Origin of the sequence: Massilia sp. HP4, from assembly GCF_005222695.1 — a bacterium.
Lineage (GTDB): Bacteria > Pseudomonadota > Gammaproteobacteria > Burkholderiales > Burkholderiaceae_D > Telluria.
The window spans coordinates 197369-210873 of the sequence record NZ_STGG01000041.1 but is presented as its reverse complement, the minus strand read 5'-3'; the positions used below and the strand labels follow the sequence as shown (position 1 = coordinate 210873).

Genomic DNA, 13505 nt, shown 5'->3' with positions numbered 1-13505 from the left:
CGGTTCTCCAGAACTTGCACCGAATGTGCTGTAGGTGGAGCCAGGAAGAGCGCGGGAGTAGGGAGTTGAGACAGCTTTAGCTGACTTTTCTTACTGCTGGAGGTTTACGGGGAGGGGGTATAATTCCCACAGGAGCGCGACATTCTGAAGACGCGCAGATTTGGAGAGTGCTATGCGACGCACATTTAAGGTTGTCGGGACGATTGACGAAAACACCAAAGTTTTTGACACGACTTACGGCCATGTGAAAGGAATTCTTGATGAAGGATTCCAGGAACAGTTTCGCAAGCTTGAAGCGAGTCGGATGCAACAAGCGTCTACGCAAGTGGTAGTAGAAGTGAAGCAGAAACCAGTTGAGGTAGCGCCGCGCCAGGTTGCCCGGGTGCAGCAGTCAACCCTAGCGGAAGCCGTCGCATATTTTGTTGGTAATTGGTGGTCGGGCGATCAAATGAGGGCTGGAAAATCGGCCCAGGCGCTTGCTGTAGCACTTGCTATGAAAGGTAAGGGTAGGGGGAGCTCACCCGGCGCCGTGCGTAGGGGCTTGAAGGGAAAGGGTCTAAAAATCGACCTTGATACAGCAAGGCTTGTCTTAGATCAGAACTATGTTACTTCCATACATAACGGCCAAGTAGTTATGACTGCTAAGCCGTCGACCGACAAACCAATCGACCCTCCCCTTGAGTATGGCCGTAGGGTTGGAGATAAAGATTTAGCCCGTTAATGCCCGAACACGATAACAATAAACAGCCCGTCAATCCATTACACGTAGTTGTCTATTGCGGCCCCAACGGCTCCGGCAAGACCTCTATGATGAATATTTTGAAAGAGCAGGGTCTGCCCCTGAATGGAGCAAAAGTCTTTCCACCAATCGATGAGGTCAACCCGGACGTAGTTGCCAAGACGATGAGCCATCCAGCTCACTTTTCGGCGAAACAACGTGATGAAGCGGCTCAAAAGCAGGCGTGGGCGATGCGCGAAGGGTTTCTTGCTGAGCGTAAGCCGTTCTCCTTTGAAACGGTCATGTCGCATCCATCCCGGTTGAACGAGTTGCAGCGGTTGAAAGAAGCGAATTATTCCGTCTATGTAACCTTCATTACCACGAACGATCCGGAAAAGAATGTCGAGCGGGTCAAGCAGCGGGTAGCGAGCAACACTACTACCGGTCATGATGTGCCGGTTGACAAAATTCGTAGCAGGTATGAGCGCACGTTAGAACTGCTACCGAAGGCCGTTGAGATCGCTGACGCGAGCTATGTCTACGACAACTCGTACGATCGCGTTTCCCCAACCCTTCAGGCAGCAATCGAAGGCGACGAGATTCGTCTAGCTGAGCCGTTGGAGCCGTGGGTGAAAACACGACTTTTGGAACCCTTGGAGCATCGCGGCCAGGAGATGGATGCTTTGGAACGGGAAATCGAGAAACGTGGGTTTAAACTTGAACTACCGAACGAACTGGCGGGCGAATATATCGGCACGATTGCTTTTGAAACCGCTTACTATCTTGCGGTTTATGATGGCAATAAGACGCTGTCGATTCACGACAAACTGATGCTGAACACGATGACCAAGCAGAAATACGTAGTTGATACACCGTGCCTGATTACATATGACTACAATACAGAACCGCGCATCGAGTTACGGCCGGCAAGGCTCAAGCTTCAAGTAGAGCCAAATCTAGACGTTGGCTCTGAGCGGTAGGAAGAAAGATGCCGGGAATTCCCGGCTTTTTTGTTTGCGCAAGTTTAAGCGTTGTGCTGTCTAAACATAGTGCCGGTTGCTTCCTTGCTGAAGGCAGTCCTCCGTGAAAATGCGCGTATAGGAGTAGAATCGTCGACTCAAGACACAGCAAGTTCTATATGAAGACATCCAGTTTTACAGACAGGCATATCATTGCCGTCCTCAAGCAAGCCGAACTCTGTCTAACGACCGTCTAACTGTTGCACGCCACCTGACTTATCGATAAGTCGTGATAGCGCCCCGCCAGGTAGAAAATACCCTTTATACATGGAATGTTTGGTTGCTTTCCAATAAAATGGAAGGCGAGTCGCGCGAGACCAATTTGGTATCGTCCGCAACTTGACTGCTGTATCAATGAAGTGTGGGAGGTACGAGGTACATGGTTACGGCGATATTTGGGCTCATCGGTGTAGCTTTGGGTGCATTGCTCACATTAGCAAGAGAGTGGTGGTTCCAGCGTCAAAAGAACAGAAAAGAGCAGGCATACCTAGTCATTGTTGTAAGTTATGCACTGGTACTTACGTAAGGAATTGTGCAGACGTAGTAGCTGATGACGGTCTATACCACGGTCAAACGGATGAACAGGATATCATCGCATTCAAACTGATACGCCGAAGTTCGAGCCAGAAAGATTGGCTGTTGAGTGGAAGTCATTGCCGCCCGATCTGCTTTATCAAATTTTGAGTATTCCGGCGCAAGCCGACTTGGCTAACAGCAAGGTCGATGCAGTGTTCGAGTATTGTGCTAGTCCTCCCGAGGCAGCCGAAGGGTTCGAAGAGCGACAGTTCCAACGCGCCAAGCTAGGACTCACGGCTGCGGCCTTGTCCGAACGACTGAGAAATCTTGAGGGGTTCGAAGCTTCAGTTGTGTCCGATTGGGATCCTGTTAAGTATATGACGAAACAGCTAAGCGAAATAAATGCTCGTCGTGAGGAACATGCACGATTACATGCAGTGCGTGTCGCGAGCATTACCGCTGCAGCGTAGTTAATACGATTTAAGTCGTTCAAACACTAGCGAAAGCCAACTTCGGAAATATGGCATGACTTATAAAAATCATCCTGTATGGGGAGTGTATAACAAACTTCGAACTGCACGGCTTAATGTCAAGTATTATTGTCGCCGACTCGAGCAAGCGGAGAAATGGAATTCTTTTTTTGAGATTCTAGTGCTAGCAACCGCGCCAACATCTGCAGTCGCGGGCCTCTGGTTCTGGCAAACGGAATACGGAAAAATAGCTTGGCAATGGTTGGGATGCATTGCGGCATTTGCTGTGCTTCTTAAGCCCGCATATACCCCTGGAAGAAAAATCAAGCAATATGAGGGTGTAGTAGTCGGATATCGGGCACTAGAGTACGACTTAATGGAAATCAAGACACTCATCGAGCAAAAGGGAAAATACGATGGCTCTTTGCAAGGTGATTTCAAGCGTGCGCTTCAACGTGAAAAAGTCCTTGTTGGGAAAAATCCGGAGACAACCTCGAATTTGCGAGTATTGGAGCAGTGCGAGCAAGAGGTAAGAAATGAGCTGCCAGACAGCTATTTTATCACCCCAGGAGAAAAAGATGACCGACTCGAAGAAGCCAGCCCCACCGAAGCCACCTCCGCCACCACCTCAGCCTCGCGAGCCTAGTCGCCCTTCGCCAGGACGCGATGAAAAAGCTCATGTGGAGCCAACTAAGCCTTGGTGAAAAGCCCGATTCTTGCAGCAACTTGTTCTAATTCTCTCGTGACGGGAATTTACATCTCCATTACTTTCGCTGAACACTGCTACGAGGTTTCGGCACTTGCTGATTCTATTGATGAGGTGCAGCCTGCAAGACCGGCCAGCCGATCGGCAAGCGACTAAAGTAAAGCCGATTCGATTATATGGTATTAGCCATGGTATTGATGAGGCCGGACGTAGCAAGATACCTTTAAATTCAAGGGCGTAGCTCAGCCATTGATGATCGAGTGGGAGTGAGGTTTCCTGAGGGGAAACTCTGCTATTGAGGGTAAAAAGGCTCGCTTCGGCGAGCCTTTTTAGTAGCGTAACCGGCCAACTTGCGTGGCGTGATGTCGCTGGCCGATCCGATTCATTCGCCGATGGCGCCCCGGGCGAGCACCAGTACCGCGGCGGATCCGGTCGAGGACCGATGACGCGCCCAGGGGCGGCAATGGCGCTGGCGCAGCGGGATGAGCGGCACGAGGGATCACGCTCGATCGTGCGCGCATGCCGTCGGCACACCTCGCGACGATCCGTGTGGCAGTCGGTGACTTGCGCCCGCTGGCGTCAGCCTCAGCCAGTGTTGACCGGATGGGCGGATGCGCAGTCAAGCGCTGTACATTCAATGAGTTGCCGCTTTTCACTGCGCGAAAATAAAAGCGCGAACCAAGCGCATACGCATGGAAAAGAGCGCATAGTGTGTAAAAGCCATTCGCGACCTGCGCGGTCGTGCACGACCAGTCTGCGTCTCGCGCAGCCGTTCGCGCCAGACATGTCAATGCATTGTGTCCGGCGTCCTGCAATCCGATGCATCCACGTTGTCGTCAAAAAGTGCCCCATGAATCCCTATCCGCAATCCGTCAATCCCGCCATCCGCGCGCAACTCGACGCCCAGATCGCATTCTTCAACGAGCTGTCAGGCACCATGTCACGCTCCCTCCAGCAGGTCTTCGCGCTGAATATGCAGACGGGCCAGGCCCTGATCGAGGACGCTTCCAGTACCGCCCAGCGCATGCTGAGCGCTGAACGCCCGACCGACGCGTTGTCGGCGGCGGCGTCGCATCCACAGCCTGTCACCGACAAACTGCGTGCCTACCAGGAGCAGCTGTCACAGCTTGCTGCAAGCATCCAGGCCGACCTGGCCCGCGTAACCGAACAGCACGTGCAGCAGACGTCCCGCACCGCCCGCGCAATGTCCGAGGACGCCGCGCGCGGCACCGCCGACGGTCCGGAAAAGAGCGTGCGCCCGCAAGCGGACACCGTCCCGCATTCGCAGGATGGGTTCAAGCAGGATGCCCAGCGCGGTGCGTCGGCCGGCGCCGGCGGGCACGCAGGAGCGCAGGTTGGCGCCGATAGCGCTGCCGGCAAAGCCGCTGGGCAGTCCAGCCAGGCTAACGTGCCCGACAACATGAAAGGCGCCGCCGCCCGCGAAGGCAGCAAGGCGCAGGTGACGGCGCGCTGACATGGCGTCGTCCGCCTGCCCGGTGCCGCTGCGGCACCGCCGTGCTGGCAGCGCTCCCCGTGTATCCCGGTGAGCGCTTCAACAGTATCACCCATATCGTCGGCGCGGCGCTGGCCGCGGTGGGCGGGGTGTGCCTGCTCGCCGCGTCCTGGTCCAGCGGCGACGGGTGGAGGATCGTCAGCAGCGGCGTGTATGCCGCCGCGCTGTTTCACCTGTACCTCGCATCGACCCTGTACCACAGCGCGCGCGGCCCCGCCAAGGAAGTGCTGCGCAAGATGGACCATTGCGCCATCTACCTCCTCATCGCCGGCACCTATACGCCTTTTACCCTCGTGACGCTGCGCGCAACGTGGGGCTGGCCGATGTTCGGCGCCGTGTGGGCGCTCGCGGTGTTCGGACTCATCCAGGAAATCTGGTACGCCAGGGGCGCGCGCGTCCTCTCGCTCGTCATTTACGTCGTCATGGGCTGGTTCGCCGTGATTGGCGCCAAGCCGCTGGTCTCTGCCCTCGGCTGGCCGGGATTCGCCTGGCTGGTATCCGGCGGCGTGTGCTACACGCTGGGCATCGCATTCTACGCCACGGACCACAAGGTGCGGCATGGCCACGGCATATGGCATCTGTTCGTCCTTGCCGGCAGCGCTTGCCACTACGTCGCCATCCTGTGCTACGTCACCTGACTTTCTCGCGCACGTTGCGCCAACGACCACCGACCGCGCCGCCATGCGCGCGCACCACCAGGAACGCCATGCATCCCGACTTCCAGGCGCTGTTCGCAGCCTCTCCCTATCCCTACCTGCTGGTCGACACCGGCTGCACCATCATTGGCGCAAACAGGGCATACCTGCGGGCCGCCGGCCAGTGCCTTGATGCGCTGATGGGAAAGCACATCTTCGACGCGTTCCCGGCCAATCCCGGCGACCCGGCCTCGACCAATCTCGAGGAGGTGCGCACGGCGATCGCGCGCGCCGTCGAAACGGGCGAGCCGCAAACCAGTCCGCTGCTGCGCTATGCGGTCCCACGCGCGACGCCTGACGGCACCGTGTTCGATGTACGCTACTGGAGCGCCATCCACACGCCGGTGCGCGACGCGACCGGCGCGGTGGCGTTCGTGGCGCAGAACGCCATCGACGTTACCGACCTCTACCAGTTCGACGAGGAGACCGGACGCTATTACTTGAGACAGGACGCCGATGCCGTGGCCGACATGTCCCTGGCCGACCGCCCGCAGATGCACGAGGCTCTGATGCGCATCCTTAGTCCGGAGCGGAGCCGGCTCCAGGCGATGTTCGACCAGGCCCCCGGTTCCATGGCGATTTTGAGAGGGCCCGGCCACGTTTTCGACATGGTCAACGAAGCCTATTACGCACTGGTGGGCCGCCGCGACCTGATCGGCAAGCCGGCATCGGCGGCGTTGCCGGAGCTGGCGGGGCAGGGCATGCACGAACTGCTCGACAGGGCCTTCGAGAGCGGCGAGCGCATCGTGCTGCATGAGCACCACGTGCAGCTGCGACGCGCAGCCGGCGGCCAGCTCGAGAGCCGCTACGTCGACCTGCTGTACCAGCCGATCGTCGGCCGGGACGGGCACGCGACCGGCATCTTCGCGCAGGCGAACGACGTCACGGACGCGTGTCTGGCCAGGCGCGACCTGTTCGACAAGGTACGGCAACTGGAGGCGGCGAAATCGCATCAGGCGTTCCAGCTGCGCTTTGCCGACCGCATCCGCAGGCTGGACGATGCCGGCAGCATCGGCGCAGCCGTGTGCGAGATGCTGGGCGCCAGGCTGGACGCCGAACGGGTCTGGTATGCCGACATCGACGAGGCGTCGTCCAGCGCCGTGCTCCGGTGTCGCTGGACCGCGCCGGCCTTGACCAGCCTGGGCGCTGCCAGCGTCGCGCTCGCGGATATCGGCCAGGCGGCACTGGCCACGTTGCGTGGCGGGCGCCAGTTCGCCGGCCATCGTGTCGTGCGCGAGGACGGCGGCGTGCGCGCCGAGCTGATGGTTCCCTACCTCAGGGATGGAGAACTCAAGGCCGTGCTGGCGATCCAGGGCACCGCGGCGCGCACCTGGCACGATGACGAATTCGCTCTCGTGGCCGAGGCGGCCAGCCGCGCCTGGCCGGAGCTCGAAGCCGCCAGCGCGCGCCGCGAGCTGCAGACCGAGCGCGATCAGAGCAAGTATATTTTCGACGCCATGGTCGAGGGATTCGCCGTCCTCGACCGTGATTGGACGATCCTGCGCATGAACGCCGAGGGATTGCGGCTGGCCCAGCGCAGTTCCGCGGAAGTCGTCGGACGTAGCCACTGGGAAGTCTGGCCCGAGCTCAGGCATACCGATGCGGAACGCGCCTACCGGCGCGTCATGGAAACCGGCGAGACGGAAATCGTCGAGCTGTTCCACAACCTGCCGGACGGGAGCAGTGCATGGATGGAGATTCGTACCCATCGCTCCCTGGAGGGGGGCATTGCGTTCTTCTTCCACGACATAACCCAGCGCAAGGCGGCGCAGGAACAGCTCGCCATCGCCGACCGGCGCAAGGACGAGTTCCTGGCCATGCTGGCACATGAACTGCGCAATCCTCTGGCGCCGATCGGCGCTGCCGCCGAGCTGCTGCAGGCAGGGCGCGTCGACGAATCGTGCGTGCGCCGCACCAGCGAGATCATCGGCCGCCAGGTGCGGCATCTGAGCAGCCTGGTGGACGACCTGCTCGACGTCTCGCGCGTGACGCGCGGACAGGTGGAGCTGGATATGGAGCCTCTGGACATGCGCCAGGTCGCCGACGACGCGATCGAGCAGACGGCGCCGCTGCTGAGCGCGCGCCGCCACCACCTGGCCCTGACGCTGCCGCCGCATGCGCCCTGCGTGATGGGGGACCGTAAACGCCTGGTGCAGGTGCTGGCCAACCTGTTGAACAACGCCGCCAAATACACGCCCGAGGGCGGGCACGTCGCCCTGGCGATCGACGTCGACACGTCATACGTGGTCGTGCGCGTCGAAGACAACGGCATCGGCATGGCGCCGGAGTTGGTGGAGCGCGCCTTCGAACTGTTCACGCAGGCCGAGCGTCCGTCGGACCGGTCGCTCGGCGGTCTCGGACTCGGCCTGGCGCTCGTCAGGAGCCTGGTGACCCTGCACGACGGCACCGTCCGCTGCACCAGCCCGGGAATGGGAAAGGGGAGCGCGTTCGTTGTCAGCCTGCCGCGCCGCAGCGCCAGAGGGTCCGTTCCCGGCCCGTCCGGGAGCCGCGGTGAAGCGCTAGCTCCTGCGCAGCGGACGTTGCGGATCATGGTCGTCGACGACAACGTGGATGCGGCGGCGATGCTGGCCATGCTGCTGGAGTCGCATGGGCACACGCTGGCGGTCGAACATGATGCGCGCGGCGCGCTCGCGCGCAGCGACGGCTTCGCCCCCGACGTGTTCCTGCTCGATATCGGCCTGCCCGATATCAGCGGCACGGAACTGGCCCGGCGGCTGCGCGCCGCGCCGCGGACCTGCCGCGCGATGCTTGTCGCCATTACCGGCTACGGCCAGGAACGCGACCGCCGGGAAACCCTCGCTGCCGGTTTCGATCACCACCTGGTCAAGCCAGTCGACATGCGCCAGTTGTTCGCGCTCCTGGCCGGCATTCGCCTGTCCGACGACGGCCAGTCCCGAGCCTGACGGATGAGGATGACGGCAGCAGGCCGGGCAGCCGGCGACGACGACGATGTCGGCGCCCGACTGGTTCTTGCATTTGACCAAGCCGCGAAAATAGAGTTGTGGACATCCGGCGTGACGCCTCGAAAAGGCGCATAGTGGTCAGCATCCGGTCGGTCATCTGACCGCGCCGCCAACAATTATAAAAGGAGACTTTTTCCACCACGAAGGAGTCACGCAATGTACAGTCACGTCATGGAGGACTGGTTCTCCTGGACCAACAAGGCGGCGCACGCCGCTACCGCCACCTCCCCGTTCCACGCTCCGCCCCTCTCCCCGCAGGCGCATGGATTCCTGTCGGGTCGCCTGCAAGCGAACGGCAAAGCCATCGGTTATCGCTTGTTCGTCCCCGTCGATCGTGGGGACGAACCGCGGGCGTTGGTCGTCATGCTGCATGGCTGCGGCCAGAATGCCACCGATTTCGCGCTCGGCACCGGGATGAACGAACTGGCCGAGGAGGCCGGCTTCCTGGTGCTGTATCCCGAACAGTCGCGTTTCGCGAACTGGAACGCCTGCTGGAACTGGTTCGAGGCTGCCAACCAGGAGCGCGGCCAAGGGGAACCGGCGCTGGTTGCGGACCTGACCAGGCAGATCATCGATGACTACGCCGTGGACCGGCGCCGAGTCGCGATTGCGGGCCTGTCGGCTGGCGCCGCGATGGCGCTCATCGTGGGACGCAGCTATCCGGACATCTTCAGCGCGATCGGCTGCCATTCCGGCGTACCACATGGCAGTGCGACGAGCGGTATCGGCGCGATGACGACCATGCGCCATGGGGGCGCTGTCCCGGCCTGCGCCGGCGCGCCATGCCCGACCAGCGTACCTGTCATCGTGTTCCACGGGGATGACGATGCCACCGTTCACCGAAGCAATGGCGACGATATCGTACGCCAGTCGATCCAGAGCTACCTGTCGGCCAGACCGTCGGGCTGCCGGAATGTCATGAATGTCAAGGAAACGGGCCAGGAGCGGGGCCGCGACTTCACGCGCTCGGTGCACACGGGCGACTCCGGCACAGTGGTGGCCGAGCACTGGCTCGTGCACGGGACGGGCCATGCCTGGTCCGGTGGCGATCAGCGCGCAGCCAACACGGATGCCAACGGTCCGGACGCCAGCCGTGAAATGTTGCGGTTCTTCGGCGAAGGGCATGCCTTATGAGCGCGCCTCGGGAATACACGCTATGTATGTCGGATCATGTTTAGTTATTAAAACGCACTTGAATGGAGCGAATGATGAGTAAGAACCAGGACGCAAAGAAAACGACGAAAAAAGAACCGGCCAAGACCGCGAAAGAGAAAAAAGCGGACAAGAAAGTAAAAAAGGCGGCGAAGCTGCGCGAACAGTGAGCGCCGTTGTCATGGCAGCGATCGACCTGCACTAGCGGCATCGCATGCATTCCGCGCCCCGTGACGGGTGCGTTGTTCCAACAATGTCTTGCCGCGAGGCTTCGCCCGAAAGTCGATGTGCAGATCGGCCTTGGGGAGGCGAGAAAAAGCGCACAGTGTGAAGGCCGACGTGCGATCGACGGCAATGAAAGAACGAGAGCGCTGGTATGGTATCGAGGATGGTACGAGGGCTCGAATCCCACATAAATTCGTTTATTTAGCTCAGCCAATCATCATCGAGTGGGAATGAAGGTTCTTAGGAACCCTTAGTAATGCAATTCAATTGGGCTCGCTTCGGCGAGCCCTTTTTTCTGGCTGAGCGGATCTAGCGATGGTCGTCCTGCGCAGGTCAAGGTCGGAATATCGGTCCCGACGACGCCGGCTGGTTACTGCCGGAAAAGACGTCGGGTGCTTTCCAGGACAGCTTGATCACAATATGGCTTCGTAGCGACTTGCAATTTCGCTTGGACCGGCCCGAATCTTCCTATCCGCGGTAGAAAGAATCGACGCGAGCTTCTAGAGCAACTCCTTGCAAATGCATCGAGTGACCTTGGGCCTCAGCGCTGGAGCGACGGGAAGGGCGCCGAACTCCTTGGCCAAGATCGGCACCAGATCGCGCAGGGCGGCACTGGCCGCACCGTGCCCGAGCATCCGATAGCTCTCGAACTGGTCTTCGTCGAAGAACTGGTCGGCGGTCGACTGGTGTGGAAAGCCCGGATATCGCTTGCTGTAGTTGGCAATATCGGCATTCTCGTCGCCCACGATGTTCGGCTTGATGTACAGGAGAACGCCTTCTTCCGCCTGCGGGCCGTCGGCCTGGCTATAGCGAATAGTGCCCGTCACAAACGATACCGCCCGGGGCTGGGGAGGTCCGAGGGTGGTCATGTCCGACGTCTTGATGCTGATAGGGACATTGAGGTCGGTTTGACACCTGCGAATGGCGTTGCCAAGATCGCCGAATTTGAATCCAGCATCGGCGCTGGCATCGATGGCGACGATCAGGCGGCAGCGGCGTCGTACCAATTCATAAAGCCCGAGATTCTCGAAGTGGCCGCCATCGGACAGATACAGGAACTTGGCGCGCGTGTCGGTCAGGCCGAACAGTTCCGACAGGATGCTGGCGATGCCGTTATAGGGCGCGGCCCTCTGCCAGGAATCGGCCTTGACCGGGTTTGGCGACCAGCGGCCGAGCCGAAGGTTGAACAGGGTCATAAGGAAGCTAAGCGGCGGCGAGGAGTGGTAGCCCATGTTCGGGCTGGCCGCTGCGCCGGACACGGCAACCGCCATGCCGAGGTGCACACCGGCATCGTTGTCCTTGAATGGCGCCATTTGCGATGCATAGCGCTCAGTCGGTCGATAGGCGCCGCGGGGCAAGCGCCATCGCATGCTATCGGGAGGCATCGTGGGCAGCTCGAATCCCGAATACATCGGAGAAAAGCAGAAATTGGCCGCCTTGCGCGTTTGCCAAGCAAGTTCCTTGCCGCCCACCATATTGACTGCCGCATTGATCAGGTGGTACGGCCGCTGGACCGTGCCATCCTTTTTGCACAGCTCGGCCAGTTTGATATCGTCTTTCGGGTCGAAGCCGGTAAAGGGGTGGGGTGCGCGATTCTTCGTGCTGGCGCCAAAGTAGGCGCGCACGAGGCGCAACCGGTACATCATGTAAAGCGAGAACTTGTTGACGTCCACGCGCCAGCCGAGCACCAGGATCGTGACCAGCAAGCCCGCCACCAATGCCCAGATTCCGATTAGAGCGTCTGCGGGCGTGACGCCATGGAGAGCCGCTGCGCTGGAGCGCTCGAAGGCCGTGATATAGGCGCCGAGGCCTGCAGTTGCTTCGACTGCTGCCGGCGCGACCAGCCGCTGCAGACCGGCGCACAGCAGGGAAATCGCCAGCATCATGAAGGCGTACGGCGCGAATTGCGCCAGCGCCTCCTTTACCTTGGAAGACTCCGCCTTTCCGGTCGCCTTGCCTGACCCGGACTTGAGGCCGACAATGGTGACCAGGCTGCTCAATGCGCCGGCGACACCGGTCCATTCCGGCCGACTTTCCCAGGCATAGGCCAGTAGCGGCGGCAGGTAGAATGCGGCCCCGCACACGAATCCCCAGCAGATCGCGCAGATGACAGTCCAGGCGCCGTGGCGCGCCCACCATTCGCGGCTCTGCTCCTGGTACAGGCGCCCGACCAGTCCGATCACCAGGGTCACGGTCACGCCGAACAACGACAGCATGAGCGGTACGCCGAAGGTTGCAAGTCGCATCGTCATGACGTCGCCTGCCGCTTGCGCCGACAGCGCAGTTCCTCCTGTGGCTACGCCCATTACAGGCTGCGCGCCATGGAAAGCGGCGACGCCCGTGAGCAGCAGGATAGTGCCGACCGTCAGCGCCGTCACCGCGCTGATGAAGTGGCCGGCGGCCAGGCGCAGGATATGGTCCTGCCTGTCGGAGCCTCCCTCCGTCCTAGCGTTCAGGTAGCGGGCATAGGTCCAACCGGCACACCAGGCGCCAATGTACAGGAGGCCGGGGCCCAGTAACCATAGCGAAGCGGGATCCCAGAAAGTCGATGGAAGGCCGTTCCAATAGTCGGCCAAAGCTTGAAGATGACCCCAAACCGCGAATGCGCCGAAAAAGGCGGCGAGCAGCAGCGGCAGGCAGACCATCCACAGGATGGCCGCCTGGCTCTGCGACCCCAGGCCGTGGTCCGGGAGCTTCCCTTTTCGCGATATGCTCAGCGCGATGCAGGCGACGGTCCAGAGAAAGAACGCCATTGCCAGGCCGATCCAGATCGGTTGTCGCGCGGCATCCGCGTGGTCCAGAGTGGCAGGTATCAGGATGAGTCGTGGCATGAGGAACAGCACGGCGAGCCAGGAAAGCAGAATAACCATGTTCAGCATCGTATTGCGGCAATACGTACAGACCAGGGTCCAGGTGTCGGCGCTGAACAGGCCCACGCGGGGTGTCAGGTAGTTGCTGTAGCGACGCAGGAACTGCACGGGCCATGGTTGGGTGAGTGGCTCGAACGAAAATTTCTTGTTGGCGAGTTCTTCCTCGACTTTATGAATATCGCCGCCGCACTCCCAAGTCCACTTCGACAGCCAACCGCCGATGTAGCCGCCGCCCGAGACTGTCGACATATAGTCGAAGTGGCTTAGCAGCTTCATTTCGGCCAGGGCCTGGATGACGCCCAGGTTGAAGGTGGCGCTGCGGATCCCTCCGCCAGAGAACGCCAGGCCGGATAGCGTAGCCGCGTGCGCATCGCGATAGGCGTTCGACTCGGGCGGGGGTTCTGCAGGCCGCGACTTTTCGCCCGCCAGCGCAGCGAGCTCGTAGCGGAAGATTTCGGCGAAGGTGTAGCCGCCCATTTCCGTCAGCTTCTCCCACTCCTGTCCAGGCGCGAGCGCGTACTTGGCTCGAAACCTGTCGAGCGCAACGCCGTATTCTGCATCGTCGTAGCCGGCGTTCTCAAGTTTGCGCTCGAGTCCCTTGGGACATGACAGCCCTGCTAATGGGGTCTTGTTCATT

General features: G+C 60.3%; 8 protein-coding genes. 7 read left to right on the top strand and 1 reads right to left on the bottom strand.

The window, feature by feature from the left end:
- The first annotated feature begins 172 nt into the window (after nt 1–172).
- The 7 genes from E8M83_RS14895 to E8M83_RS14865 all read left to right on the top strand — a co-directional run bounded on the left by E8M83_RS14895 (nt 173) and on the right by E8M83_RS14865 (nt 9755).
- Nucleotides 173–721 carry a hypothetical protein gene (locus E8M83_RS14895; RefSeq protein WP_137174124.1) on the top strand — a complete coding sequence of 183 codons (549 nt, stop codon included), beginning with the start codon at nt 173–175 and terminating at the stop codon, nt 719–721.
- Complete coding sequence (locus E8M83_RS14890; protein ID WP_137174123.1) at nt 721–1698, top strand: zeta toxin family protein; 978 nt, start codon at nt 721–723, stop codon at nt 1696–1698. The genes E8M83_RS14895 and E8M83_RS14890 overlap by 1 nt, the downstream gene beginning before the upstream one ends.
- Before the next feature lie 1080 nt (nt 1699–2778).
- Entirely contained in the window at nt 2779–3369 is a 591-nt protein-coding gene (locus tag E8M83_RS14885) for a hypothetical protein (protein WP_137174122.1), read from the top strand.
- 910 nt (nt 3370–4279) lie between these two features.
- The gene (locus E8M83_RS25970) at nt 4280–4903 is read left to right on the top strand and encodes a phasin family protein (protein ID WP_170976816.1); all 624 of its coding nucleotides are present in this window, start codon (nt 4280–4282) and stop codon (nt 4901–4903) included.
- 59 nt (nt 4904–4962) lie between these two features.
- Complete coding sequence (locus E8M83_RS14875; RefSeq protein WP_137174364.1) at nt 4963–5580, top strand: hemolysin III family protein; 618 nt, start codon at nt 4963–4965, stop codon at nt 5578–5580.
- A gap of 68 nt (nt 5581–5648) precedes the next feature.
- Nucleotides 5649–8561 carry a PAS domain-containing protein gene (locus tag E8M83_RS14870; RefSeq protein ID WP_170976815.1) on the top strand — a complete coding sequence of 971 codons (2913 nt, stop codon included), beginning with the start codon at nt 5649–5651 and terminating at the stop codon, nt 8559–8561.
- 216 nt (nt 8562–8777) lie between these two features.
- Nucleotides 8778–9755 carry a PHB depolymerase family esterase gene (locus E8M83_RS14865; RefSeq protein ID WP_229491541.1) on the top strand — a complete coding sequence of 326 codons (978 nt, stop codon included), beginning with the start codon at nt 8778–8780 and terminating at the stop codon, nt 9753–9755.
- A 743-nt stretch (nt 9756–10498) separates the two neighbouring features.
- On the opposite strand, the gene E8M83_RS26075 is transcribed toward E8M83_RS14865, so the two are convergent.
- Nucleotides 10499–13504: a patatin-like phospholipase family protein gene (locus tag E8M83_RS26075; RefSeq protein WP_137174119.1), complete on the bottom strand. Its 3006-nt coding sequence runs from the start codon at nt 13502–13504 to the stop codon at nt 10499–10501.
- Nucleotide 13505 lies beyond the last annotated feature (1 nt).

Coding starts and splice junctions, on each gene's coding strand:
- E8M83_RS14895 (WP_137174124.1), top strand. CDS start 173: ATGCGACGCACATTTAAGGTTGTCGGGACGATTGACGAAAACACCAAA.
- E8M83_RS14890 (WP_137174123.1), top strand. CDS start 721: ATGCCCGAACACGATAACAATAAACAGCCCGTCAATCCATTACACGTA.
- E8M83_RS14885 (WP_137174122.1), top strand. CDS start 2,779: ATGACTTATAAAAATCATCCTGTATGGGGAGTGTATAACAAACTTCGA.
- E8M83_RS25970 (WP_170976816.1), top strand. CDS start 4,280: ATGAATCCCTATCCGCAATCCGTCAATCCCGCCATCCGCGCGCAACTC.
- E8M83_RS14870 (WP_170976815.1), top strand. CDS start 5,649: ATGCATCCCGACTTCCAGGCGCTGTTCGCAGCCTCTCCCTATCCCTAC.
- E8M83_RS14865 (WP_229491541.1), top strand. CDS start 8,778: ATGTACAGTCACGTCATGGAGGACTGGTTCTCCTGGACCAACAAGGCG.
- E8M83_RS26075 (WP_137174119.1), bottom strand. CDS start 13,504: ATGAACAAGACCCCATTAGCAGGGCTGTCATGTCCCAAGGGACTCGAG.